This is a genomic window from Enterobacter cloacae complex sp. 6730903 (assembly GCF_048283985.1).
Taxonomy (GTDB): domain Bacteria; phylum Pseudomonadota; class Gammaproteobacteria; order Enterobacterales; family Enterobacteriaceae; genus Enterobacter; species Enterobacter hormaechei_C.
Map to the genome: position 1 here is coordinate 25,038 of NZ_JBLVXX010000040.1, position 24,424 is coordinate 49,461.

At 55.3% G+C, this 24,424-nt stretch carries 23 protein-coding genes; 7 read left to right on the forward strand and 16 right to left on the reverse strand.

Annotated elements, in window-relative coordinates; translation table 11 throughout:
• Positions 1 to 156: 156 nt before the first annotated feature.
• On the forward strand, positions 157 to 1,362 hold the full coding sequence (gene sbcD, locus ACNQ0W_RS18690) for an exonuclease subunit SbcD (RefSeq protein WP_062933843.1): 1,206 nt from the start codon (positions 157 to 159) through the stop codon (positions 1,360 to 1,362).
• Complete coding sequence (gene sbcC / locus ACNQ0W_RS18695) at positions 1,359 to 4,490, forward strand: exonuclease subunit SbcC (RefSeq protein WP_116329809.1); 3,132 nt, start codon at positions 1,359 to 1,361, stop codon at positions 4,488 to 4,490. Before sbcD ends, sbcC begins: the two co-directional genes overlap by 4 nt.
• Before the next feature lie 516 nt (positions 4,491 to 5,006).
• On the opposite strand, the gene mak is transcribed toward sbcC, so the two are convergent.
• On the reverse strand, positions 5,007 to 5,912 hold the full coding sequence (gene mak, locus ACNQ0W_RS18700; protein WP_062933731.1) for a fructokinase: 906 nt from the start codon (positions 5,910 to 5,912) through the stop codon (positions 5,007 to 5,009).
• Positions 5,913 to 6,035: 123 nt separating this feature from the next.
• Between mak and rdgC the strand changes: the two genes are divergently transcribed.
• Positions 6,036 to 6,950, forward strand: a complete 915-nt coding sequence (gene rdgC, locus ACNQ0W_RS18705; protein ID WP_006809928.1) for a recombination-associated protein RdgC — start codon at positions 6,036 to 6,038, stop codon at positions 6,948 to 6,950.
• Positions 6,951 to 6,997: 47 nt separating this feature from the next.
• Here the strand turns inward: rdgC and ppnP are convergent, their stop codons facing one another.
• From ppnP to ACNQ0W_RS18730, 5 genes are all read right to left on the reverse strand, one after another.
• Positions 6,998 to 7,285, reverse strand: coding sequence for a pyrimidine/purine nucleoside phosphorylase (gene ppnP, locus ACNQ0W_RS18710; protein WP_003859131.1), 288 nt, complete (start codon positions 7,283 to 7,285; stop codon positions 6,998 to 7,000).
• Between the two features lie 71 nt (positions 7,286 to 7,356).
• Positions 7,357 to 8,034 (reverse strand): AroM family protein, encoded by a 678-nt coding sequence (locus ACNQ0W_RS18715; protein WP_003859133.1) that lies wholly within the window; start codon positions 8,032 to 8,034, stop codon positions 7,357 to 7,359.
• Positions 8,035 to 8,270: 236 nt separating this feature from the next.
• Positions 8,271 to 8,462, reverse strand: coding sequence for a protein YaiA (gene yaiA, locus ACNQ0W_RS18720; protein WP_003859135.1), 192 nt, complete (start codon positions 8,460 to 8,462; stop codon positions 8,271 to 8,273).
• 44 nt (positions 8,463 to 8,506) lie between these two features.
• Positions 8,507 to 9,031, reverse strand: coding sequence for a shikimate kinase AroL (gene aroL, locus ACNQ0W_RS18725; RefSeq protein ID WP_017383154.1), 525 nt, complete (start codon positions 9,029 to 9,031; stop codon positions 8,507 to 8,509).
• A 144-nt stretch (positions 9,032 to 9,175) separates the two neighbouring features.
• Positions 9,176 to 9,634, reverse strand: coding sequence for a YaiI/YqxD family protein (locus ACNQ0W_RS18730; RefSeq protein WP_003859141.1), 459 nt, complete (start codon positions 9,632 to 9,634; stop codon positions 9,176 to 9,178).
• A 97-nt stretch (positions 9,635 to 9,731) separates the two neighbouring features.
• Between ACNQ0W_RS18730 and proC the strand changes: the two genes are divergently transcribed.
• On the forward strand, positions 9,732 to 10,541 hold the full coding sequence (proC, locus tag ACNQ0W_RS18735) for a pyrroline-5-carboxylate reductase (protein ID WP_045334495.1): 810 nt from the start codon (positions 9,732 to 9,734) through the stop codon (positions 10,539 to 10,541).
• Positions 10,542 to 10,557: 16 nt separating this feature from the next.
• Here the strand turns inward: proC and adrA are convergent, their stop codons facing one another.
• From adrA to ACNQ0W_RS18760, 5 genes are all read right to left on the reverse strand, one after another.
• On the reverse strand, positions 10,558 to 11,661 hold the full coding sequence (adrA, locus tag ACNQ0W_RS18740; RefSeq protein WP_062933730.1) for a diguanylate cyclase AdrA: 1,104 nt from the start codon (positions 11,659 to 11,661) through the stop codon (positions 10,558 to 10,560).
• Between the two features lie 102 nt (positions 11,662 to 11,763).
• Entirely contained in the window at positions 11,764 to 12,084 is a 321-nt protein-coding gene (psiF, locus tag ACNQ0W_RS18745) for a phosphate starvation-inducible protein PsiF (RefSeq protein ID WP_048981818.1), read from the reverse strand.
• Positions 12,085 to 12,378: 294 nt separating this feature from the next.
• On the reverse strand, positions 12,379 to 12,639 hold the full coding sequence (iraP, locus tag ACNQ0W_RS18750) for an anti-adapter protein IraP (RefSeq protein WP_062933729.1): 261 nt from the start codon (positions 12,637 to 12,639) through the stop codon (positions 12,379 to 12,381).
• Between the two features lie 208 nt (positions 12,640 to 12,847).
• Positions 12,848 to 14,062 carry a multidrug efflux MFS transporter gene (locus ACNQ0W_RS18755; protein WP_015571317.1) on the reverse strand — a complete coding sequence of 405 codons (1,215 nt, stop codon included), beginning with the start codon at positions 14,060 to 14,062 and terminating at the stop codon, positions 12,848 to 12,850.
• Between the two features lie 169 nt (positions 14,063 to 14,231).
• The gene (locus ACNQ0W_RS18760; protein ID WP_062933728.1) at positions 14,232 to 14,915 is read right to left on the reverse strand and encodes an extensin family protein; all 684 of its coding nucleotides are present in this window, start codon (positions 14,913 to 14,915) and stop codon (positions 14,232 to 14,234) included.
• A 104-nt stretch (positions 14,916 to 15,019) separates the two neighbouring features.
• Here ACNQ0W_RS18760 and ddlA point away from each other — a divergent pair, with 104 nt between their 5' ends.
• Entirely contained in the window at positions 15,020 to 16,117 is a 1,098-nt protein-coding gene (gene ddlA, locus ACNQ0W_RS18765) for a D-alanine--D-alanine ligase (RefSeq protein WP_023296002.1), read from the forward strand.
• Between the two features lie 3 nt (positions 16,118 to 16,120).
• Here the strand turns inward: ddlA and ACNQ0W_RS18770 are convergent, their stop codons facing one another.
• On the reverse strand, positions 16,121 to 16,342 hold the full coding sequence (locus tag ACNQ0W_RS18770) for a DUF2754 domain-containing protein (protein WP_015571318.1): 222 nt from the start codon (positions 16,340 to 16,342) through the stop codon (positions 16,121 to 16,123).
• Positions 16,343 to 16,590: 248 nt separating this feature from the next.
• Here ACNQ0W_RS18770 and ACNQ0W_RS18775 point away from each other — a divergent pair, with 248 nt between their 5' ends.
• Positions 16,591 to 16,893, forward strand: coding sequence for a DUF2755 family protein (locus ACNQ0W_RS18775; RefSeq protein ID WP_003859159.1), 303 nt, complete (start codon positions 16,591 to 16,593; stop codon positions 16,891 to 16,893).
• Here the strand turns inward: ACNQ0W_RS18775 and ACNQ0W_RS18780 are convergent, their stop codons facing one another.
• Both ACNQ0W_RS18780 and sbmA read right to left on the reverse strand, forming a co-directional pair.
• The gene (locus ACNQ0W_RS18780; protein WP_062933727.1) at positions 16,894 to 17,991 is read right to left on the reverse strand and encodes a DUF1615 domain-containing protein; all 1,098 of its coding nucleotides are present in this window, start codon (positions 17,989 to 17,991) and stop codon (positions 16,894 to 16,896) included.
• 12 nt (positions 17,992 to 18,003) lie between these two features.
• Positions 18,004 to 19,224 carry a peptide antibiotic transporter SbmA gene (gene sbmA / locus ACNQ0W_RS18785; protein WP_003859162.1) on the reverse strand — a complete coding sequence of 407 codons (1,221 nt, stop codon included), beginning with the start codon at positions 19,222 to 19,224 and terminating at the stop codon, positions 18,004 to 18,006.
• A gap of 351 nt (positions 19,225 to 19,575) precedes the next feature.
• Here sbmA and ampH point away from each other — a divergent pair, with 351 nt between their 5' ends.
• Positions 19,576 to 20,736, forward strand: a complete 1,161-nt coding sequence (gene ampH, locus ACNQ0W_RS18790) for a D-alanyl-D-alanine-carboxypeptidase/endopeptidase AmpH (protein WP_032652680.1) — start codon at positions 19,576 to 19,578, stop codon at positions 20,734 to 20,736.
• A gap of 2 nt (positions 20,737 to 20,738) precedes the next feature.
• Here ampH and ACNQ0W_RS18795 read toward each other — a convergent pair whose 3' ends face one another.
• Positions 20,739 to 21,365 carry a helix-turn-helix domain-containing protein gene (locus tag ACNQ0W_RS18795; protein WP_062933726.1) on the reverse strand — a complete coding sequence of 209 codons (627 nt, stop codon included), beginning with the start codon at positions 21,363 to 21,365 and terminating at the stop codon, positions 20,739 to 20,741.
• 89 nt (positions 21,366 to 21,454) lie between these two features.
• Positions 21,455 to 24,229, reverse strand: coding sequence for an autotransporter outer membrane beta-barrel domain-containing protein (locus tag ACNQ0W_RS18800; RefSeq protein WP_062933725.1), 2,775 nt, complete (start codon positions 24,227 to 24,229; stop codon positions 21,455 to 21,457).
• Positions 24,230 to 24,424 lie beyond the last annotated feature (195 nt).

Below are 24,424 nucleotides of genomic sequence, written 5' to 3' on the forward strand. Positions count from 1 at the left end.
AAGTCTGTAATGCGGCGTCATTATGCGTCAGATTTATGACAGATTTATGAAAAACATTACCACTATAAATGGCAAACTGTTGTTTTATTACAGCGGTTATTTTCCCTTCACCGAACGTTTATAATCCTGCTTTCTTATTATGGCCACGGATCTTTTATGCGCATACTTCACACCTCAGACTGGCACCTGGGTCAAAATTTTTACAGCAAAAGCCGCGCCGCGGAACATGAAGCGTTCCTGAACTGGCTGCTGGAGACGGCTCAGGCTCACGAGGTGGACGCGATTATTGTGGCGGGCGACATTTTTGATACCGGATCGCCGCCGAGCTATGCGCGTGAGCTGTACAACCGTTTTGTGGTCAACCTCCAGCAAACCGGTTGTCACCTGGTGATTGTCGCCGGAAACCATGACTCGGTGGCGACGCTGAATGAATCCCGCGATATTCTGGCGTTCCTCAATACCACCGTGGTGGCCAGCGCCGGACACGCGCCGCAGATCCTGAAAAAACGCGACGGCACGCCGGGCGCGGTGCTGTGCCCAATCCCGTTTTTACGCCCGCGCGATATCGTACAAAGCCAGGCTGGTCTGTCCGGCAGCGAAAAACAGCAGCATCTGTTGCAGGCCATCACCCGCTATTATCACCAGCAGCATACGGAAGCCTGCGCCCTGCGCGGCGATCAAGCCATTCCGATCATTGCCACCGGACACCTCACCACCGTCGGAGCCAGTAAGAGTGATGCGGTGCGCGAGATCTATATCGGTACGCTGGACGCGTTTCCGGCGCAAAACTTCCCCCCCGCCGACTACATTGCCCTCGGGCATATTCACCGGGCGCAGATCATCGGCGGCTGCGAGCATATCCGCTACTGCGGCTCGCCCATTTCGCTCAGTTTTGACGAAACGGGCAAAGCCAAATCCGTGCATCTGGTGAGCTTCACCGGGGGCAAACTCAGCGCCGTTGAGACGCTTGAGGTGCCAGTCACCCAGCCGCTGGCGGTGCTGAAAGGCGATCTGGCCGCCATTACCGCTCAGCTTGAGCAGTGGCGCGGCGCAGCGCTTATTCCCCCCGTCTGGCTCGATATCGAAATCGCCACCGACGAGTACCTGTACGATATGCAGCGTAAAATTCAGACGCTGACGGAAGACCTTCCCGTGGAAGTGCTGCTGGTACGCCGCAGCCGCGAGCAGCGCGAGAAAATTCTGCTCAACGCCCAGCGTGAAACGCTTAGCGAACTTCGGGTTGAAGAGGTGTTCGCGCGGCGGCTTGCGCATGAAGAGGTGGACGAGGCCAGACGCACCAGGCTTAACGAGCTGTTTGCCCAGACCCTGCATTCCCTCCATGACGAGGACGAAAACGCATGAAAATTCTGAGCCTGCGTCTGAAAAATCTGAATTCGCTGAAGGGTGAGTGGAAAATTGATTTCACCGCGGAGCCGTTCGCCAGCAACGGACTGTTTGCCATCACCGGCGCAACCGGCGCGGGTAAAACCACGCTGCTGGATGCCATCTGCCTGGCGCTGTACCACGAAACGCCGCGTCTTAATAAGGTCTCTCAGGCACAAAACGACCTGATGACGCGCGATACCGCCGAATGCCTGGCGGAAGTGGAATTTGAGGTCAAAGGCGTTGCTTATCGCGCTTTCTGGAGCCAGAACCGCGCCCGCAACCAGCCGGACGGGAACTTACAGGCACCGCGCGTAGAGCTGGCCCGCTGCGAAGACGGCAAAATTCTGGCCGACAAAGTCACGGATAAGCTGGAACAAACCGCCACACTCACCGGGCTGGACTATGGTCGCTTTACCCGCTCGATGCTGCTCTCTCAGGGGCAGTTTGCCGCCTTCCTGAATGCTAAACCGAGCGATCGCGCAGAGCTGCTGGAGGAACTGACCGGCACGGAAATTTACGGCCAGATTTCCGCCATGGTTTTTGAAAAACACAAAGCGGCACGTAACGCGCTGGAGGTGTGCGAAGCGCAGGCCGCAGGGGTTGTGCTGCTGAGCGAGGAACAGCAGCAACACTTGCAGCAAAGTTTGCAGGCACTTACTGACGAAGAAAAAGTCCTGCTGGCACAGCAGCAAAGCCAACAGAAAGATTTTCAGTGGCTTACGCGTAACGACGAACTGATACGTGAGCAGCAGCGTGCAGCCGCTTCGCAGCAGCAGGCGCAACAGGCTCTGACGGACGCCGCGCCCCAACTGGCGAAACTCCAGCTGGCGCAGCCCGCCGCCCAGCTACGTCCGCTATGGGAGTATCAGCAGGAGCAGACCACCCGCCTGGCGCAGACAACAGAGCGAATTGTTGAAGTAAATACTCGCTTACTCGACAGAGCGGCGCAGCGCTCGCGTATTCGCAACGGTGCGCTGCGCAACCGTGAACAGTTGCAGGCAGAGCATACGGTACTGACGCAGTGGCTGACCGAACACGATCGTTTCCGTCAGTGGGGGCAGGAAATTGCCGGCTGGCGGGCGCATTTTACGCAGCTGAATCGCGATAAAAATCAGCTTGTTGCCCAGTCAGCGCGCATTGCTGAGCTTCGTCAGAAGCTGGCTGAGATGCCTGAAAGTACGTTGACGCTGACGGCTGAGGATCTCGCGACGGCAATGGAGCAACAGGCACAATCGCGGGCGCTCCGCCAGCGTCTGACAGCGCTTCACGCTCGCTATCAGCCGCTGCAAAAACGGCTGCGCCAGAATGCGGAAAGCGTGCAGAAAGCGCAGGCTGAGCAGAGTAAGCTCAATGAAACGCTGATCCTGCGGCGTCAGCAGTTCAAAGAGAAAAATCAGCACTATGCCGACCTGAAAGCGCTCTGTGAGCGTGAGGCGACAATCAAGGATCTTGAGAACTATCGTGCGCAGCTCGAAGCGGGTAAGCCTTGCCCGCTCTGCGGTTCACGCGAACACCCGGCAGTTGTGCAATATCAGGCGCTTGAACTGACTGACAATCAGCGCCGCCGCGACGCGCTGGAGAAAGAGGTTGCCGCGCTAAAAGAGGAAGGATTGCTGGTGCTCGGGCAGGTGAATGCGCTGACCCAGCAGATCCAGCGCGAGACAGAGGAAGCACAGACTCTCTCTGAGGAAGAGCAAGCACTCACTAAAGAGTGGCTGGAGGTCTGCGCCTCCCTGAACATAGCGCTGAATATTCAGGATGATATTGCCCCCTGGATGAGCGAACAGGAACAGTATGAACGCCAGTTGTATCAGCTCAGCCAGCGTCTGACGCTGCAAAACCAGCTCAATGAACAGGAAGGTCAGGCGCGCCAGTACCAGCAGCAGCTGACGGCGACGCGTCAGGCGCTGGCGGCCTCGTTACAATCTCTGTCGCTTAACGTGCCCGATGAAGGGGCTGAAAGCGCCTGGCTGAGCTCGCGCGAAAGCGAATATACCCTGTGGCAGGAAAAACAGGCCCAGCACGGTACGATTCAGGAACGTATTAACGCCCTGATGCCCATCCTGGAGACGCTGCCGGTTACCGATGATGCAGAAGCCGACGCGGTTATTCCTGAGAACTGGCGCGGCATCCACGACGAATGCGTGTCGCTGCAAAGCCAGCTCACCACCCTACAGCAGCAGGAGACGCTTGAGCGTGAACGGCTCCAGCAATCACAGGCTCAGTTCAACGCCGCGCTGACCGCGAGCTGCTTTGCCGATCGGGAGGCATTTCTCTCCGCCCTGCTGGATGAAGCGTCGATCCGCCAGCTTGAACAACAAAAGCAGACGCTGGAAAACCAGCTCCAGCAGGCCACGGCGCTTTCGGTGCAGGCAAGCCAGCAGCTTCAGGCGCATCAGGCACAGCGCCCCGAGGGGCTGGAAACCGATGCCGCAACGCTTCAGGCGCAGTTACACCAGCTGGCGCAACAGCTTCGGGACAACACCACGCATCAGGGGGAGATCCGCCAGCAGCTCAAACAGGACGCCGATAACCGTCTGCACCAGCAAGCGCTTATGCATCAGATTGAGGAGGCGGCGCGTCAGGCCGACGACTGGGGCTATCTCAACGCGCTGATAGGCTCCAGCACCGGCGATAAATTCCGTAAATTCGCCCAGGGGCTGACGCTGGATAATCTGGTGTGGCTTGCCAACCAGCAGCTCAACCGTCTGCATGGCCGCTATCTGCTTCAGCGTAAAGCCAGCGACGCGCTGGAGCTGGAAGTGGTCGATACCTGGCAGGCCGATGCGGTACGCGATACCCGTACCCTGTCCGGCGGGGAGAGCTTCCTGGTCAGTCTGGCGCTGGCTTTAGCGCTTTCCGATCTGGTCAGTCACAAAACGCGCATTGACTCGCTGTTCCTGGATGAAGGATTCGGCACGCTCGACAGCGAAACGCTGGACACCGCGCTGGACGCGCTCGACGCGCTGAACGCCACCGGGAAAACCATTGGCGTGATCAGCCACGTAGAGGCAATGAAAGAGCGTATTCCGGTGCAGATCAAAGTGAAGAAGATCAACGGGCTGGGATATAGCAGACTGGACAGGGAGTTTGCGGTGCAGTAAATGGGGGGATGGTGCGCTCTGGTGCCCTCACCCTGGCCCTCTCCCACGAGGCTGAGGGTTCCCCACAAAATAATGCCTGCACAGACGGCCCCCTCTCCCTTGAGGGAGAGGGCTGGGGTGAGGGGGAACATACGGCTCTGGTGGTCATTCCGTTCACTTTATGTTCCTTGCTACTCTGTCACGACATGACCGGTGAACGTGCCAGGGTGGCTCAGTCGCCACCACCCTGGCGACCCGGGCTTCCGGCGGAAAATCGCCGCTTCGCGGTGCCTTCGGCTTATTCCTTCCGGCTTATCGGGGACGGGCGGAGGTAACATCCCTGTAAAGCCCGCCCTCTCGGCGCATCCCTGCGCCTCGCCCCGGCCTACAGGAAACGCCTCAGCGATTTACAGCCGGACCGAGGCATCGCTGAAAGCCCTCAGTTATTCTGAGGCAACGTTATAGCTTTTGCTTTCAAATTACTGGGGTAGCCTCTCCCCACGGGGAGAGGCTACAAACATCAAAAACGGCTTGCGTTTATTCCGGCCAGAGCCACGCCGCGCCGCGTACGCCGCTGGAGTCACCGTGGACGGCTTTGCGGATCGGCGTTTCGCACTCGCCGCCAAATACCCACTGTTTCACCAGCGTTGGCACCGTGGCGTACAGCCGGTCGACGTTGCTCATGCCGCCGCCCAGCACAATCACGTCCGGATCGAGGATATTGATCACATGCGCCAGTGACTTAGCCAGCCGCATTTCGTAGCGGCTGAGCGCCAGTTCAGCCACCGGATCCTGCTCCTCAACCAGACGCATAATCTCGTTACCTTTCAGCGGCTGACCGCTCAGACGATGATAATCGGTGGCAAACCCCGTACCGGAAATAAAGGTCTCAATACAGCCCTGCTTGCCGCAGTAGCACGGCACTTCGGCGCGGTATTTGAGTTCATCTTCGTCCATCCACGGCAGCGGGTTGTGCCCCCACTCGCCCGCGGTGCCGTTGCCGCCAATATGCGAACGCCCGCCGATAGCCACGCCCGCTCCGCAGCCGGTGCCGATAATGACCGCAAATACGGTCTGCGCGCCAGCTGCTGCGCCATCCACGGCCTCAGAGACCGCCAGGCAGTTAGCGTCATTCGCCAGACGCACCTCCCGGTTCAGGCGTTGGCTTAAGTCTTTATCAAACGGCTGACCGTTGAGCCAGGTGGAGTTGGCGTTTTTCACCACGCCGGTATACGGCGAAATGGAGCCGGGGATCCCCATCCCGACCGTGCCCGTCTCGCCCGTTGCCTGCTCTGCCATATCGACCAGGCGGGCAATCGTCTCTATGGTCTGGCGATAATCATCGCGCGGCGTAGGCAGACGGTGGCGAAACAGTTGCTCCCCCTGCTCGCTCAGCGCAATGACTTCTGTTTTGGTGCCGCCCAAATCAATCCCAATACGCACAAGACACTCCTCATTATTTTGATTATCAACAGAGTAGAAGCCCGCTTCCCGATTAGCAATGCAAGCGATGCGACAATTCGTTATCATGCCCGCTGATTTAACGACAAGGCCGTGGAAATTATCATGCTGTGGTTCAAAAATTTGATGGTTTACCGTCTCAGCCGCGACGTTTCGCTGCGTGCAGAAGAGATGGAAAAACAGTTAGCCGCTTACTCCTTTACCCCTTGCGGTAGCCAGGATATGGCAAAAACCGGCTGGGTTCCGCCAATGGGTTCTCAAAGCGATGCGCTGACCCACGCCAGCAGCACGGGGCAAATCATCGTTTGCGCCCGTAAAGAAGAGAAGATCCTGCCGACGCCCGTGGTTAAGCAAGCGCTCGAAGCGAAGATCTTCAAGCTGGAAGCTGAACAGGGCCGTAAGCTTAAAAAAACCGAAAAAGATTCGCTGAAGGATGAAGTGCTGCACTCGCTGCTGCCGCGCGCCTTTAGCCGCTTTAGCCAGACCATGATGTGGATCGACACCGTTAACGGGCTGATCATGGTGGACTGCGCCAGCGCCAAAAAAGCGGAAGATACCCTGGCGCTGCTGCGTAAGAGCCTTGGCTCATTACCGGTGGTACCGCTGGCGCTGGAAACGCCGATTGAGCTGACCCTGACCGAGTGGGTGCGCAGCGGGACTGCCGCGCAGGGCTTCCAGATCCTTGATGAAGCAGAGCTGAAAGCGCTGCTGGAAGATGGCGGCGTGATCCGCGCGAAGAAACAGGATCTGGTGAGCGACGAAATCGCCGTGCATATTGAAGCGGGCAAAGTGGTGACCAAACTGGCACTCGACTGGCAGCAGCGCATTCAGTTTGTGATGTGTGATGACGGCTCCGTGAAGCGCCTTAAGTTCTGTGATGAACTGCGCGATCAGAACGAAGATATCGACCGCGAAGATTATGCTCAGCGCTTTGACGCAGACTTTATCCTGATGACCGGCGAGCTGGCGGCGCTGATTCAGAACCTGGTGGAAGGTCTCGGCGGCGAAGCGCAGCGCTGACAGGCAAAACGTAGGCCGGGTAAGCGAATGCGCCACCCGGCATGCTTTTATTTCAGATAGCGGCACAGATAAGAGGTTGGCTCTGCAACCTGTAAATGGAACTCGCTGTGGCCCGGCACGTTGAAGACCTGCCCGGCACTATAGACTTTCCACTCCGTTTCACCCGGCAGCAGGACGTTCAGCGCGCCGCTGACCACCGTCATCTCTTCCGCTTCTGCGGTGCCAAAGGTGTATTCCCCTTCCGCCATGACGCCGACACTGGCGCGGCCAGTGCTGCTGCTGGTAAAACCAATGGATTTCACTTTACCGGAAAAGTATTCGTTACTTTGAAGCATGAACTGGTCCTTATATTTATAGAGAAAAATCCACTATAGGGGCCATGCTCATGACCTGTCACGCAAAATCATTACACCAGTAATTCTGACGCCAGGCGCGCCATCAGGACGTTAGAGAGCAGCACCGGAACATCCAGCGCCTTTTGCAGTAAATCACGATGCCGCTGATGGAAGCCCAGGCAGTCGAGCATCAGGACATCCGCCCCTCTGTCGATCAACTCCTGCCCGGCCGCAATCAGCTTCGCTTCGCTGTCCCAGAACGGGTTTGCCAGCGCGTACAGCGGGGTGTGCTCCAGCGCAGCCCACTTCACCGTCTGGTTATCCAGCAGTTCCTCAACGGGAACGATGACCCCAACCTGATGACCATCAACAATTGAGGCCACCAGCGGGGGGATAATCCGCATCGGTTCGAGCAGAATGGCATTACGCGCGCTGAGCCCTTTAACGGGTGCCGTGCTCATCAGCAAAATAACGTCATAGTCCTGATTGTCGAGCACTTCGATCACGCCCTGTAGCGCGCGCTCGATTTTCTGGCGCGACACATGCGCCAGTTTACCGTCACTGAGTAACGTTGCCAGGGGATCTTCCCCCTCTCCGACCGCGTAGTCTTCCATGACCTCTTCCCGACTGAGCTTCCCTAACAGACTGAGATGCGTAATTTGTTGTTCAGAGACATGCTCGGTTAAGAGCGGTAATACTTCGCTTACAGGCACCACACCAATCGTGAGGATCGCCAACGTCGCCTTCATTTTGATCGCCTTCCGTTACTACCACAACTGCCACACAGGTACAGGCTCACTACGCTGCACTGTTCATTTATTCAACAAAACAGCACCAAGCGTAGCAGGGGATCTCTACATCGTAATGTAAAGATCGACTGGCCTTTCCGAATCCACCTGTAATAACTAAATATTAACTGCTGCTTAACATCAGCGATAAGTTAAAAGTGTGATTCAGGCACGGTTGTAACGAATTCGGATTCCTGTCAGGACTTCTCAGGATCCTCATAGCGCCGTTTCGCATCCAGCGCTTCCTGTTCGGTTTCATGTTCGCTGATCAGCGAATCAGGTTTAGGGTGATCGGCACGCAGCTGGTACCAGGTTACGGTCTGATCGCCGTTACCTTTTTCAACGGTAACGATGCGGGCTTCACGTGGATAGGGAGGTCTGGTTGGCATAGCTCATCCTTTTTTTATGTCTGAGCTATGAGTATAGACGGCTGTTAGCTGGCGCAAGCCAAACGCAGGGCGGTAATAATCTGAATCGCAACTTTCTCGGGTGACGCCGACGCATCCACAACGTGGTGTGCCGCCTCGCGGTACAGTGCATCGCGTTCGGCAAGGACGTCGCTGACCTCTTCACTCAGCGGTTTCGCGGTCAGCGCCGGGCGCTGCCCCTCTTCCGGAAACGCCTCCAGCCGCCCCACCAGCGTAGAGACCGGTGCACAAAGGTAGATCACGACACCCTTTTCGCGCATAAACTGGCGATTATACGGCGCCAGAATAATGCCCCCACCGGTCGCAATCACGGTTGACGGCGCGGTCACCGCTTCCAGCGTGGCCGTTTCACGCGCACGAAAGCTCTCCCACCCCTCATCCTCTACGATATCGGCGATGGTCTTACCGGCATTCTCCTGGAGCCAGTGATCAGTATCGACAAACTGACTCTGGCACAGACGCGCCAGCTCCAGACCAACGGTGGTTTTCCCACAGCCGCGAGGGCCAACTAAAAAGATGGGTGGGTTCATAACCAGGTGTTCCCCTTGCTGCCGGATAACTGAAGGCTGTAAAGAAATGATTGCAGTAGATGTTGCGCTAACTTTACTGCAAAGCGGTACGGAATGACAAGCCTGTGGAAGCCACACTGTACCACAAAACCGCCCGCAGGTGGGCTACGCCGGGCGGCGCTTCACTTCCAGCAGCCATTTATCCAGCTCGGCGGCAAACTGCTGGCGATCGCGCTGCGACAGGCTGTCCGGTCCACCGGTTTGCACGCCGCTGGAACGAAGCGTATCCATAAAATCACGCATGGTGAGCTTCTCGCGGATCGTTGCCGGCGAATAGCGTTCTCCGCGCGGGTTCAGCGCCGCCGCCCCTTTCGCCAGTACATCGGCAGCCAGCGGGATATCCGCGGTGATCACCAGATCTCCTGCATCACACAGGCGTACTATCTCGTTATCCGCCACGTCAAACCCGGCCGGAACGCGCAGAGAACGGATGTATCTGGAGGGCGGCACGCGGATATTCTGGTTCGCCACCAGCGTCAGCGGCATCTGCACGCGCTCGGCAGCACGAAATAAAATCTCTTTAATCACATTCGGACACGCGTCCGCATCAACCCAAATCGCCATCGTCTCTCCCCATTATGATTCTGGCGACTATTGTCGCCTGCATTTCGTTGTTAAGCTATCTGTGAGAGATAACAACGCATAATAACGGAGAGACGTGATGGATAAGAAAATCGGGTTTATCGGCTGCGGAAACATGGGTAAAGCTATCCTCGGCGGACTGATTGCCAGCGGGCAGGTACTGCCGGGGCAGATTTGGGTCTATACCCCATCCCCGGATAAAGTCGCGGCGCTGCGTGATGAGTATGGCGTCAACGCTGCCGAAAGCGCGCAGGAAGTGGCTCAGGTGGCGGATATTGTCTTTGGCGCCGTTAAGCCGAATATTATGATTAAAGTCCTGAGCGAGATCACCTCCAGCCTTAACAAAGAGACCCTGGTGGTGTCGATTGCCGCAGGCGTGACCCTCGATCAGCTCGCCCGCGCGCTGGGTCACGACCGTAAGATTGTTCGCGCCATGCCAAACACCCCGTCGCTGGTGAATGCCGGTATGACCTCCGTCACCCCTAACGCGCTGGTCACTTCTGAAGACGTGGCAGATGTACTGAATATCTTCCGCTGCTTCGGCGAAGCGGAAGTGATTGCCGAACCGATGATCCACCCGGTGGTCGGCGTGAGCGGCTCTGCCCCGGCGTATGTTTTTATGTTTATCGAAGCCATGGCCGATGCCGCCGTACTGGGTGGAATGCCGCGCGCGCAGGCCTACAAATTCGCAGCGCAGGCGGTGATGGGTTCGGCCAAAATGGTGCTGGAAACGGGCAAACATCCGGGCGAACTGAAAGATATGGTGTGCTCGCCGGGGGGCACCACCATTGAAGCCGTGCGCGTGCTGGAAGATCGCGGGTTCCGCTCCGCCGTGATCGAGGCGATGCAAAAATGCATGGAAAAATCAGAGAAGCTCAGTAAGTCCTGATGCGCTACGCCGGGCGTCAGGCGGCCACTTCGGTGCGGCCCCGTCCGGCATTTTTGGCTTTATAGAGGGCCACGTCCGCCGCCTTTAGCCATTCACGATAGTGGGTGAACTGCGCCCCCCAGGGGGCAACCCCAACGCTGATACACAACCTCGCCATAGGTGCTCCGTGCAGCGGCATGTTGACCAGCCGTTCGTGGACGCGCGACATCGCAGCAATCGCGCTGTCAGCAGGCGTGCCGGACATGATCACCGCGAACTCATCCCCGCCAAAACGGCCAATATAATCGCCTGAGCGCAGGGTCAGCTGAAGCTGGCGCGTGATGGCGACAATCGCTTCATCCCCCACGTCATGCCCCCAGGTGTCGTTGATCGTCTTGAAGTGATCGATATCGATGAGCAGTATCGTCGCCTGTCGATGGCTGCGACGGCAGGCCTCAAATTCGTTACGCAGCAGCGTTTCCCAGTGACGGCGATTGAATACGCCGGTCATTCCGTCGCGGGTACTCATCAGCTCAAGCCGACGCTTATGCTCTGCCAGACGGATCGCCGTGCGGTGGCTGAGCCAGGCAAACAGTATGGGGTAGACCACCAGCACGGGGAGCGTCAGCCACAACGCCAGCGGTTCAGAGGTCAATAGCACAGGAGTACCCGTGGATTGCACGGTCAACAGGGCAGACAGAGCAAGCAGCGCCAGTCCTGTCAGAAATAACCGGCATCCCCCCGATCCCATCATATTCATGCCGATCATCATGATCAGCGCCGCCGTTGGCAGCGCACTGAACCCTGTTAGCCCCATCCAGACGCCGGCAATAATGGCATCGATTTTCAGATTAACGATTTCACTGCTGTGGGGTTCAGCCGAACGAAAAGCCAGCTGCCAGGCCAGATGGGGCCAGACAAAGACCCAGCCCACCAGCAATAACCACCAGACGCCGGAAAGAAACTGGCTCACCAGGACGCTGGCAAGCGGAACGAATAGCGCCGCCAGACCAACGATGCGTGCCAGCCGTATTCGCCGGGCAAATCGCAGACCGGAACGGTATGAATCATCCTGAGAAAGCTGCTGGTACCACGCTTCCCGAATGTTCTCGTGATTGTCATAAAACTCATCATTCATCATTTTTGGGAATATTCTTAAACATTTTCCCAAATTATAGAGAGGGGGGTAGCGGGGAAAGTATGAAATTTTGGGTGAGCCACAGCCGTGACTCACCCGTTAGCACTACGCCTGTTTTTTCAGGCACGCGCTCATGAACTTGCTGCGATCGTCGCCTTTCAGCATCTGCTGTGTCGCCTGGGCGTTGCACTCGCGCATTTTTTGCTGCTGCGGGGTCAGGCTTTTTTCACCGGGTTTAGCCGCACCATTTTTAAGGCAGTCGCTCATGTACGTTTTACGGGCATCCCCTTTCAGGCTTTGCGATGTCGCCTGTTGGTTACAGGTCGTCATGCGCTGCTGCTGGGGCGTTAACGTTTTCTCTTCCGCGTGTGCTGAGGCCATCAGACACAGGCCAGAGAGAAGGGTAACCAGTATTGTTGTTTTCATTGCACCATCCTTTATGTGAAGTTCCACGTTAAGTCTGGTTCGTTACGGAAAAAAAACCACCCTGCGAACCTGATTTTCGCCGGGCTTCCCGGTTATTTCAGCCCTGTAGCGACACAATGATCATTATCCGGTTTCGCCGGAAGGGAGGCGGTAATTAATAGCAGAAATTATGCGGTGAAAAGTGTGCTCTGTCTCAATTTAATTTCCCCTGCATAAATGTGTAAAAATAAAAACAGAGCGACGCCAGGCATCCTGCATGACAATTCTGTGACACGTCATTTCACCTCAGACAGGTTAGCTGCGAGGATGCCTTAAAAGCTTCTTTACGTATTGCTGAAGCAGCTCCGCATCTTCCGCAGGCACCAGGGAATCAGGACGCGCTTTTTCCAGCGCGCCTTCAACGTTGTCAATCAACGCCTCCTGCTCCGGCTTTGCCATCTGTCGCAGCAGCGCCGTCACAACTATTTCCAGCGCCTCGACCTGGGCAACCAGCTCTTTCGACTCTTCTTCCTTTTGGGCAAGCTTAACCAACAACTCAGCAATGAGATTTTTCATGGTGCTATTTCCTTATGTGATTTCCCCTGAAATTAACACCCTCACTGAATAATGAAAAGCATGGATTGGCTTTATCTTATGCAAAAGTGACATCGCTGCCAAAAAAGATATTTCAGCGCGAAAGCGAAACGTTTTTCTAAAAGAAAGGCGCCGCATTTCGTTATATAAAAATGCGGCGTTCATAAGAATAAATAATATATTATCGTGTTTACCGGGCCGACTTTGCCTCAGCGATTCGCCTGCGGCGTCGCAAGGCAAAGGCCAGTTGAATAATATTCAGCAGGACCACCACCGCCGTCGCGGCAAATACCCAGCGGAAACCCGCCATCGCCGAGACCGAGGCGCCGATAAGCGGGCCCGCTACGTTGCCTAAATACATGAACGACTGGTTGTAGCCAAAAATGCGGCCGGTTACCTGGTCACTGGAATATTTCACCAGCAGCGTCTGTACAGCGGGCAGCATGGCGCCATCCGCGAAGCCAAGCAGGAAGCGCAGGATGCCCAACTGAAGAGGTGTGGTGACGAATGACATGGCAAAGAAAAGGATCACCGCAATGATGAGCGTTGCCATCAGAATACGTGCCGTACCGATCCTGTCGCCCAGTTTCCCCAGACGCGGAGCGGACATCAGCGCCGACACGCCAGGCACGGCGGCAATCATCCCGCTCAGAAACGCAATGTTGCTGCTGTCCGGTGCCATCGACTTGATAAACAGCGCCAGAATCGGCCCTACCGAGCCGTTACAGAGCTGGATCACCATCGTCGTCACAAAGAGGCTAATCATCAGGCCAGGATACGGCAGCGAGGCGAAAACCGCTTTTCCGCTCAGGCGTTCGGATTTACTGACAACAGGCCGCCCGCCCTCTTTAATCAGAAAAAGGGTGACCAGAAAGCTGATCGTCAGCAGGATCGCGGTAATGATAAAGACCGCACGCAGCCCGACATGGTCAGCCAGGAAGCCGCCGAGCAGCGGGCCGCCAATGACCCCGCTGATCTGGGCGGTGGAAAGCGTGCTGAGCGCCCAGCCGCTTCGCTCACGCGGTACCTGTGAGGCCACCAGCGCCATGGCATTTGGAATGTACCCGGAGGTCAGCCCCATTATCGCCCGCAGAATAAACAGCTGCCAGACGTTGGTGGCGAAGGCCTGGAGCAAAATGGCTATCGCCATCCCCAGCGAGGCGCGAAGCAGCATCAACTTGCGTCCCTTGCGATCCGCCAGGCTACCCCACATCGGCGACACAATGGCGGAGACCAGAAACGTCACGCTGAACGTCAGGCCGGACCACATGGAGAGCGCTTCATGGGAAGTGACCCCCAGCTGCGACACATACAGCGGCAGGAAGGGCAATATCTGGCTGATAGCCAGTCCGGTGAAGAAGCAGCCGAACCAGACTGAAATGAGGTTAACTTTCCAGGATTCCATAACAGAAATAGTCTTCATTTTTAGGCGAATTCGCCGACAGATTAGCAAGTTACGCGCAATGACATAGCGCCAGAGATGCGGCCTTGCAGACTTTGGTGTTTTATCTTCCCAGTCATCATATTTGTGAAATAAGTCACAATTTATCCAAATTTAGGCGGAAGATTATGCTTCATCGACATAATCCATATCCGCGCATCCCCAGATGGAAATGGTTGGCATGGGCGGCATTATAGTCCGGTCCCAGACCGTTACCGTAATAACCACAGCTTGCCGAGAGCAGCGCCTGTAGCCAGGGCTGCGTCTTTTCCGCTTTCCAGCCGTTCAGGACGGTAACGCGCTGTCCGTTTGCCAGCCTGAAAGCGCTGATATCCAGCGCATCCGCCGTGGCATGTTCGCTGCGCCGCGCATCCGGGCGGCTGTAGATATTGCGGCAGGCGAAGCTGCCCAGATGTTCAATACGGGTAAGCTCGCTTCCCGTCCAGGTTTGGGTGAGCGGTCGGGCCTGCTGGCTGACAAACAGCGCAGAACTTAACGCCAGCGGACAACTGGCCAGAAAGCTACTGTTCAGGCTCACCGGGCCAAAATCGCGCACGCGCACCACGTTACTCAGCGGACACTCACCGGCGCTGTCAGCGACAGTCTGGGTACGGATAAGCTGGCGTTGATTCGCCTGCGCTAACAGGCTTTCGCATGCCTGCGGTGTTAAACGTCGAAGTTTAAACTGGGTTATTTTTCCGGGCGGATCGTCAAGCGTAAGCGGCACGAAAGGATTGTAATACGGCGGCAACCAGCGGTAGCCCACCGTGGCGATCCCGGCAATAACAATAAGAATAAACAGACCTTTTCCTTTCACGCGCCCCCCTTCAGCATCCCTCAAAACATTATGGCAGAAGGCCGCGAAACCCGCCGGGCATCGTGGTATGTTATTGGCTTTTCGTCAGACTGGAAGAGAGTGAGATGGCAAAGCAGCGCGTAGGTATTGTCTTTGGGGGAAAATCGGCAGAGCACGAGGTGTCGTTGCAATCGGCTAAAAATATCGTTGATGCGATTGATAAAAGCCGTTTTGACGTGGTGCTGTTGGGCATTGATAAACAGGGCCAGTGGCATGTTAACGATGCCAGCCAGTATCTGTTACACGCTGACGATCCGGCGCACATCGCCCTTAATCCTTCTGATATCAGCGTCGCAACGGTTCCGGGCGTAGAACAGGGACAGCTTATCGATGCCGGGAACGCGCAGGCGCTGGCACAGATTGACGTGGTGTTCCCTATTGTTCACGGCACGCTGGGCGAAGACGGCTCCCTGCAAGGCATGCTGCGGATGGCGAACCTGCCGTTTGTCGGTTCCGATGTGCTGGGCTCTGCCGCCTGCATGGATAAAGACGTCACAAAACGTCTCCTGCGTGACGCCGGTCTGAATATTGCGCCGTTCGTGACGCTTACTCGCGCCAACCGCGATAAACACAGCTTCGCGCAGATCCAGGCGCAACTCGGCCTGCCGCTGTTTGTGAAACCAGCGAATCAGGGCTCGTCCGTCGGCGTCAGCAAAGTCACCAGCGAAGCGCAGTTTAACGATGCCGTTCGTCTGGCCTTTGAGTTTGACCATAAGGTGGTGGTTGAGCAGGGAATTAACGGACGCGAAATTGAGTGCGCCGTACTGGGCAACGACTTCCCGCAGGCGAGTACCTGCGGTGAAGTCGTGTTGAACAGCGACTTCTATTCCTACGACACCAAATATATTGACGACAAAGGTGCCCAGGTTGTGGTTCCCGCCGCGCTCGATCCTGACGTTAACGACAAGATCCGCGCGATCGCCGTTGAAGCCTATCAGGCGCTGGGATGCTGTGGGATGGCGCGCGTCGACGTGTTTCTGACGCCGGATAACGAGGTGGTGATTAACGAAATCAATACTCTGCCGGGCTTTACCAATATCAGCATGTACCCGAAACTGTGGCAGGCCAGCGGGATAAGCTATCCGGAACTGATCACCCGCCTGATTGAACTGGCGCTGGAGCGTCACGCCGCTGACAGCGCCCTGAAAAGCTCTGTTAACTAACGGTTAGTCGGCTTTCTCTGCCGTCGTCGTCTCATCGGGACGACGGCGGATAATAAATCCCGCCAGCCAGAAACTGATTACCCAGGTTACCAGCCCAACCGCATAGGTTTGCCAGCCTTTCGCTTCAAATCCCAGCAGCCCGACAACACCGTTGAGAATAAAGATCAGCCCGATCGCAAAGGCGTAGTAATGCCAGTCACGGCGTAGTTTGGAAGTGAGCTTCATGACAACTCCGGCAGAAAAAAACCTATCCTCTCACAGTTTGATCAAGGCGTCTGTGGCGGATACGTAAATTCTGAAAAGCAGCGCAGTTTCACTTATGTTATCAATTTGTGACGTGATGCAGAAATCGACAATCCAGGAGAAATCCTGAGCCGAATTTCCCACGATTCTGATATTGACAAATGCTATGACCTGTCACACTCACCCTGTACGACGCGTATTAAAACAGAGTGATATTTTCGGGAGGTCTTATGGCAGACTTTACATTGTCGAAACCGATTTTTGGCGGAAAACAACCAAAAACCTCCACGGCGGGGAATATTGCCTATGCCCTGTTTGTTCTGTTTTGTTTCTGGGCTGGAACCCAACTGCTGAATATGCTGGTGCATGCCCCCGGCGTGTATGAGCATCTGATGCAGGTGCAGGATACAGGCCGCCCGCGCGTTGAAATCGGTTTAGGCGTGAGCACCGTATTTGGACTCATTCCCTTCCTCGCGGGCAGCATGGTTCTGGGCGTGATTGCCCTTGTCCTGCGCTGGCGCAACCGCCACTGATTACAGTCCCATACAGCGTGCCCGACGATCGTCAACGCGTTTCGCGAACCAGGCGGTCGTCAGGTTACGCGTGATCTTCGGGCTTTCCAGCTGAATGCCTGGCAAAATGGCTCTGGGTAATGCCTTCCCACTTTTCTTCTCGGCCAGCGCAAAGACCTGCTTATACAGATCCGTTTTCTCAAACGCCAGGCTGTCGCCCTTCTCCAGCTGTCGGCGAATGTCGCTGTTGCTCATCTCCAGCTTCGTCGAGAGTTTTCGCACCGCACGTTCGGTAGTCCCGGCCTCACTGCTGCCGTAAGCAATGAGATCGCCGTCCAAAGCGAGCTTCACACCGCTGGCGCGGCTTACCGCATTCTGGAAGGCTGCATTTCGGCTGGCATACCAGCCCGCGTTAAAGTCGGCAAAGCGATACAGCGGTTTATCGTAGTTGGCCGGATAATTCAGCAGGTGATACGTCCCAAACCACAGCCCACCGCGCAGGGAGAAGACCTCCTGACGCACCGTACCGTCGATATCCCACGGATAGCCGTCGGTATGCTTTTCCGCAAATGCGATACTGACCTGCATCGGACCGCCGGTATGCACCGGATTCAGTGAGCCAAACAGCTTCTGCCCCATCGGCACCATATTGATGAAATCATCGAAAATGGCGCTAAGCTGTTTCTCGGTTTTCACCGTATCCAGCCGTTCACTGTAGCTTTTACCGTTTGGCGAGGTGATTTTAAGGGCGGTATGCACCAGGAAAACCGGGATATGCATCGATTCGGCCCGGCGGTCGATCTCCTTCCAGGCGATTTTGTTCAGGCCAGGCACAACAGGATCTGACTGATACATCGATTCCTGCTGCGCCACCGCGAGCACCGAGCAGATATTCTCCTCGGTAGGCGCGATCTTCTGGCTTTTGAAGGTCGCTGCCAGCGCATCAGCCCACTCCCTGCGATCCTTTACGCTGGCGGGCATTTTTTGCCGCACCACGCTCGCCACATCAACGGGCTTCTCCCCTTCTTTGAGCGGGGCAGCCCCTTTTTCGGCACAGCCCGCCAGCACGAAGGCGGCGAGTAACGTCAGCGGTAATGCACGTGGTACGGCTAATGGCATAGCAATTCCTTTTTAACCTAATGTATGGGTAACTTCCTGCACATCCTTATCGTCCAGCTCACGCTCGAAACTGCGTAAACGTTTGTAGATGGACATCAGCTCCACCAGCGTAGTCCAGGAGCTAATCAGATACTGGAACGAACCGCGAACCTGACCAAAGACGTTGGTGATTTGGGTCATCAGACCGAGCGTAATCGTACCCGCAACGATGGACGGGAACAGCAGGAACAACCCGAAAACGTTATCAACCTGAAGATAAAGAATGCGCGCGATATTGAAATACATGTAATGGAAATAGAGGCGGAAGTAGTTACGACGTACGGCGCCAAACAGCTCACGCACGGTAGGCGGTGACGCACGGTTGGCATCGTCTTCGCCATACACCAGCTCTTTACGGTAGGCCGCTTCCACGCGCTGGTTTTTAAACTCCAGCCCCGGCAGCTTGATCCCCACCACCGCCAGCAGCCCCGTTCCCATCAGCGACCAGACAATCGCAGCAATCACCAGGCCGTAGGGCAGATGGCCGACAATCGGCAGCTCCGGAACGTGCGACGAGAGCGTCACCAGCACCGGCAGGAAGGCGATCAGCGTCATGATGGCGTTGATAAAGCTCACGCCCATATCTTCCAGAGTAGAGGCAAAACGCATGGTGTCTTCCTGCACACGCTGTGCGGCCCCTTCGATATGCCGCAGGTGCTGCCAGTGCGCCATATAGTGTTCGTTCATCGCGGTACGCCAGCGGAACACATAGTGGCTGACGAAAAAGTTATTCATCACGCCGATCACCACGGCGATGAGGGCGATGCCGAGGAAGATCCCCACCTCATGGTAGAACTGGTTAATGGTCACTTTATGCGGCGAACTCAGCGCCGTCTGGATCAGATCGTAAAACGGCGCATACCAGGCGTTGACCGCTACGCCCACCTCCACCAGGAACCAGGTGACAAAGATGATTAACGACGTGCCGAGAATCGACCAGTATTGCCAGCGGTGAGGAGAATAGACGAACCAGAACATGGCAAACAGCCCTACGCAGAGCACGTAATAAGCGTAGAAAAGCAGATAGCTCATGGACCAGAAGCGCGCTGCGCTAATGGGAATGTCGCCCGTTGCCCCCGTAAGACGGGTCAGCCACGCGCCGCCACCGGCCTGCCAGAAAATGACAGCCAGCAGTGCCCAAATAAATGCCGACAGGAAAAAGGGCCCCGGCTTTGGGAAAAAAGACTTAAACATTGTGCTTCCTTCTTGTTGTTATGGCTGTTGCTGTGTTCAACATATCGCCACACGAAACCTTGCCTGTGCCAGCCTCCCGGCTCAGGCAAAAAAGTGAGACCTGCGGGTGAATTATTAGTTCGCTTCACAGTTTTCAGGAATTGTTTCGGTGCGTTTCATTCGCAACAGCGATCATAGCGTCTATCATACGGTCGATGTCACAAAATGGGAGCCACGCCGCAAGTAAATTGTTCAAATTTACCCACGGTAACGTTTTTCTCGCTATCGTTATGCAAATCGGGCCATTGCCCGACGCCGATTAGTAGTATAACTACCCGTAACTTTCCTTATTCACTTGATGGATGCTTTTCGTTGAAACGTTGTCTGCTCTCTATCGCCGCGCTGTGTGCGGTGAGCCTGTCCACCGCCCAGGCAGCACAGCCTCTGACGGCCCCGGTTCTGGCCTCTGACATTGCCGATCGCTACGCGAACCTTATTTATTACGGCAGCGGTGCGACGGGAATGGCGCTGGTCGTGATCGACGGTAACCAGCGGGTGTTTCGCAGTTTCGGTGAAACACGACCGGGAAATAACGTTCGTCCGCAGCTGGATTCCGTTATCCGTATCGCGTCGATAACCAAGCTGATGACCAGCGAAATGCTGGTTAAACTGCTCGATCAGGGCGTGGTGAAACTCGACGATCCGCTCAGCAAATATGCGCCGCCCGGCGCTCGCGTTCCGACATATCAGGGAACGCCGATCAGACTGGTCAATCTGGCGACCCATACCAGCGCCCTGCCGCGAGAACAGCCCGGTGGCGCTGCGCATCGCCCTGTCTTTGTCTGGCCAACCCGCGAGCAACGCTGGAACTACCTGAGCACAGCAACCCTGAAATCGGCCCCGGGCTCGCAGGCCGGCTATTCTAACCTGGCGTTTGATCTGCTGGCCGACGCTTTAGCGACGGCCTCGGGTAAACCCTACCCTCAACTGTTTGAAGAGCAGATCACGCGTCCGCTCGGGATGAAAGATACCACTTACACCCCCTCCCCGGATCAGTGCAAGCGTCTGATGGTGGCGGAAAAAGGGGCCAGCCCGTGCAATAACACTCTGGCCGCCATTGGCAGCGGTGGCGTTTACTCTACGCCTGGCGACATGATGCGCTGGATGCAGCAGTTCCTCTCATCGGATTTTTACGCGCGCAGCAATCAGGCCGATCGAATGCAGACGCTCATCTACCAGCGTGCTCAGCTACGTCGCGTCATTGGCATGGATGTTCCAGGTAAAGCCGATGCCCTCGGCATGGGCTGGGTGTATATGGCGCCAAAAGATGGCCGACCGGGGATTATTCAAAAAACCGGTGGAGGTGGCGGATTCATCACCTACATGGCGATGATTCCGCAATCAAACGTAGGCGCTTTTGTGGTGGTCACCCGGTCGCCAAATACACGCTTCGTGAATATGAGTGATGGCGTAAATAATCTGGTGGCCGAGCTGAGCGCCAATAAAGCGCAGGTGCTTACGGCCTCTAACTGATCTCAATAGTCCGTGGGCAAACGGTTGATACTGATCAGTTTGCCCCGGCTCATATTGATGTAGTTCCCCTGCCGCAGCGCAGCCAGAACCTCAGCAACGACCGAACGAGAAATACGCGTGCTACGCTGAATATGATTCATAACACCAATTTTTGAACGTAGCGTGTCATCCCACTCGGCCATATTGATCAGCATCGCCCGGATTTGGCTATAGGAGTTATTTCCGACCAACTGCATATCACGCTTTCCCATTAAATGGTTTAGCCATGACAGCCAGCAGAAAGCCTCTTGCCAAAGTTGCGCTTCCTGAATAAGTTGGCACGCCTCAGAGGCTGGCAAATAAAATCCGCTACAAGGTGTTTGTGCTATCAGAGAATATTCAAGATGGTTGTCATTTATCCATGCGCTTAAACCGTGTATATACGGTGCCCGCGCGATACCCATAAGTAATTCGTCTGATTTACGGTGGACGGCAGTCAGACCGGATTGTATGACAACGGTCAAGGGTTCATCATCATTATTGCCGGTAGTTATTAATTGTTGTGGTTCGGTCTTAAATGGGGTACCGGCGATTTCCAGACACTTTATGAGCCGGCTTAATTCAGAAAGTGGTTTCGCATTAACGTTCATGCATACCTCAAGTCATCTGTATCTGTCGGTTCTTTATAATTTTTAAAGCACATAAAAAAGCGGGGGAAAAATCCCCCGCGCTTTCTATATTACCAGGTATATTTCACACCCAGGTTTGCTCCCCAGTTCTGGTCAACGTCGCCGCCGCCCAGATAAGTCGCATCAGTGTAAGCACTGAAGTTTTTCGTGAAGCTGAACTGAGTACCCAGTCCCACGCGAACCGCAGAGCCTTCCACGCCGTTATCAATGCTGTCATTGTTGATATCAGCATTGTTGTCGGCATCGTCATACACGTAAGCCAGTTTGAAGTAAGGCGTTAATGCCTGCTCGCCGCCGTAGTTGAAGGTATAACCTGCATCCACGCCGAGTTCATAACGCATACTGTCGTAAGACTGACCATCGATACGCATGTCGTTGCTTAACTGGTAGTCATCACCGGACTGGAACAGGCCAGAGATCGCCGCGTAAGGCGTGACGTAGCCAGACAGGTTTGGTTTCCAGTCATAGCCCAGTTTCATCCCGAAACCAACGGCGTCAGTTGTGGTATTACCATCAACATACTGACCGTTGCTCATGGTAGCAGAGAGGTCGTTGTTGAAGCGGGTGTAGCTCAGGGAGCTGTCGAGGAAGATGTCGTTCATGAACTTCGCCGACGCGTAGATCATCGCAGTCTGGCTGTCCTGATCGACCTGACCCGTACGATCGCTGATATCACCCTTCGCGAAACCAGCCGCACCACCGACAATCCACTTCGCGTTATTACCGTCGATCTGAGTATCCAGACCTACCATAATGCCGCTTACGTCCTGATCGTAGCTAACGGTGCCATTATCCGCGTCAAAGTTGCCGCCGAAATAACTCACCCATGCGCCGCCGTTATCTGCCAGGCCATGACGGCTGTTGGTCAGACGGGTACCCACGGTATCCTGTTGCAGATTCCAGATGTTGGTATTAGCAGAAGGAATGCTCAGCGCCATGTTGGCGTAGTCGGTCAGCTCTTCCTGCTGGAGAACAACGGTGTCGCCCTTCTGCTGCGCCTGATAGGTGTAAGCACCTAAATCAGCTTTGTTTGCCGCAGTAAAGCTGGCAGCGGTATCCGCGTTATTGTCATAGACGCGAATGATCTCTTTGTTTTTGTAGTCAGCTACGGAGCCTGCGCCGGTCGCATCGTCGATGCGCACTTTATAGTTACCGGCAACGTCACCGTTCACCGCCAGATGACCGTCAGAGTTCAGCGCGACAACACCATAGTCGTAGTCCGCTTTAGAGCGATCGTTGGTGATATAGCGTGCGTTGTTCAGGTCGCTGTTCAGCACATAATCGCGGCTGGCAACGTTGAGCACACCGCCATCGGTCAGCACCATATTGTGCGTATCAACCTGACCCAGACCCAGCGCCAGCTCTGCACCGTTGTCCACGGTAATGGTGTTGGCATACAGCTCAGCTGTCTCTTCAGTCAGTGCCGCACGGCTGTAGCTATCCAGATACAGGCTGTCGGTTGCTACCGCGCCGTTGTCGCCGATGTTCAGGCTAGACGCATTGGTCAGGGTGATGGAATCCGCCAGCAGGCCGGAGTTTTCAACATTGACCTGAGACTGGTTGTTCACCGTCAGCGCGTCGATGTTGGAGATCTTACGGGTATCCCACTCGGAACCGTTATCCAGCGCCACGTTGAACAGGCCGCTCTGATAAACCTCTTCACCCGCAACGTGACCATTGCTGTCAAAGGTAGAATCAGGCCAGATGCTGTTTGGAGAAAGCGCGTGCCAGTCTACATTGCTGTAGCCTTCACCATACATCTGCGCCGTGCCGATGGCTTCAACGCTGGACTGCGCGGCACCCACCCATTTACTGCCATTGGTCAGCGTGACATCCAGCTTGTCGGTATCATCCCAGCCGTTGGTAGTTGGGTTATAGATGCCGTCATCTGTGGTATCCGTTGCCGGATCGCCATTCTCGTAGAAGTTGTTATCAAAGGTGCTGGAGAAAAGGATATCGCCAGTAATGGTAGAGTGATCGAAGGTAGCGGTGGTCTGCATAGCGTTATCAGACGCGCCGGCCGCAACGATCAGCGCCGCATCATCGGCAGCCGTGGCGTTGGTTTCACCGTAGTCGCTCGGCTTCGCCGTTTGACCGTAGAAGCCGCTGGTACCCAGATCGCTGTATGCACCAGAGGTCAGCACAGAGTCTTTCACCACCAGCGTATCAGTAAAGACATTGCTGCTGTTAGCAACGCCTTCAACACCGTCGTATGGCGTGTTATCCAGATCCTGGTAACCCTGAGTCAGCGTGATACCCGCAACGTGGGAGTTGTTCTGAATAACGATATCAGATTCAACGTCCAGGGTGATGGCGTTACCCAGATCATAGGTGTCCAGATAATGCGTTTCAGTGGTTTCGCCATTGACGACATCATACGCGTAATGCTCGTAGGTATCGTTGATGGTGGAGTTATCAACGGTCAGGCTAAAACGATCATACTGGGTATGAGCGGTGCCGTCAGTATCCACGCCATCTGCACATGTCGTGGTCATGCACTCTGACGTGATCATGCCGTTAATGGTGCTGTTAGAAATACTCAACGCGTTCGCACGGCCATTGACACCATCATCCAGATAGTATGTCGAAATAACCCCGTTTACGGTTGATTTATTGATGACTGGGTAAATGTCACCATCATGTGTGGCATCTGAATAATCCCAGTCAGCATAACCATAATACCAGGGCGTGGACGCGGTATTGTCATATCCAAAAGTATTATATGTCGTGCCGGATATATCTTTCGCATTGGCCTGAGAAGCGATAGCCAGTGTGCAGGCTAATGCAAGTTGTGATACAACCAGTTTCTTTTTCCATGTTTGCATTGGGTCATCCCTCCTCAGGGACGTAAGCAAGTTTGTCCATCAAATCATTTGGCAACATTAAATTGCGGAAGGAATTATGCATTTTCACTTCGAAAAGGTTCAATGAATGATTCCATTAAGTCCGTATTCAGACAAATAAGCTTATAAACCCAGGACAATATCAATCATTATAAATAAATATTATAAATTCAACTG

Coding starts and splice junctions, on each gene's coding strand:
- sbcC (WP_116329809.1), top strand. CDS start 1,359: ATGAAAATTCTGAGCCTGCGTCTGAAAAATCTGAATTCGCTGAAGGGT.
- ACNQ0W_RS18730 (WP_003859141.1), bottom strand. CDS start 9,634: ATGGCGATTTGGGTTGATGCGGACGCGTGTCCGAATGTGATTAAAGAG.
- adrA (WP_062933730.1), bottom strand. CDS start 11,661: ATGATGAATGATGAGTTTTATGACAATCACGAGAACATTCGGGAAGCG.
- ppnP (WP_003859131.1), bottom strand. CDS start 7,285: ATGCTTCAAAGTAACGAATACTTTTCCGGTAAAGTGAAATCCATTGGT.
- ddlA (WP_023296002.1), top strand. CDS start 15,020: ATGGCAAAGCAGCGCGTAGGTATTGTCTTTGGGGGAAAATCGGCAGAG.
- ACNQ0W_RS18775 (WP_003859159.1), top strand. CDS start 16,591: ATGGCAGACTTTACATTGTCGAAACCGATTTTTGGCGGAAAACAACCA.
- ACNQ0W_RS18795 (WP_062933726.1), bottom strand. CDS start 21,365: ATGAACGTTAATGCGAAACCACTTTCTGAATTAAGCCGGCTCATAAAG.
- iraP (WP_062933729.1), bottom strand. CDS start 12,639: ATGAAAAATCTCATTGCTGAGTTGTTGGTTAAGCTTGCCCAAAAGGAA.
- ACNQ0W_RS18755 (WP_015571317.1), bottom strand. CDS start 14,062: ATGGAATCCTGGAAAGTTAACCTCATTTCAGTCTGGTTCGGCTGCTTC.
- yaiA (WP_003859135.1), bottom strand. CDS start 8,462: ATGCCAACCAGACCTCCCTATCCACGTGAAGCCCGCATCGTTACCGTT.
- rdgC (WP_006809928.1), top strand. CDS start 6,036: ATGCTGTGGTTCAAAAATTTGATGGTTTACCGTCTCAGCCGCGACGTT.
- proC (WP_045334495.1), top strand. CDS start 9,732: ATGGATAAGAAAATCGGGTTTATCGGCTGCGGAAACATGGGTAAAGCT.
- ACNQ0W_RS18800 (WP_062933725.1), bottom strand. CDS start 24,229: ATGCAAACATGGAAAAAGAAACTGGTTGTATCACAACTTGCATTAGCC.
- sbcD (WP_062933843.1), top strand. CDS start 157: ATGCGCATACTTCACACCTCAGACTGGCACCTGGGTCAAAATTTTTAC.
- ACNQ0W_RS18770 (WP_015571318.1), bottom strand. CDS start 16,342: ATGAAGCTCACTTCCAAACTACGCCGTGACTGGCATTACTACGCCTTT.
- ACNQ0W_RS18780 (WP_062933727.1), bottom strand. CDS start 17,991: ATGCCATTAGCCGTACCACGTGCATTACCGCTGACGTTACTCGCCGCC.
- ACNQ0W_RS18715 (WP_003859133.1), bottom strand. CDS start 8,034: ATGAAGGCGACGTTGGCGATCCTCACGATTGGTGTGGTGCCTGTAAGC.
- sbmA (WP_003859162.1), bottom strand. CDS start 19,224: ATGTTTAAGTCTTTTTTCCCAAAGCCGGGGCCCTTTTTCCTGTCGGCA.
- psiF (WP_048981818.1), bottom strand. CDS start 12,084: ATGAAAACAACAATACTGGTTACCCTTCTCTCTGGCCTGTGTCTGATG.
- aroL (WP_017383154.1), bottom strand. CDS start 9,031: ATGAACCCACCCATCTTTTTAGTTGGCCCTCGCGGCTGTGGGAAAACC.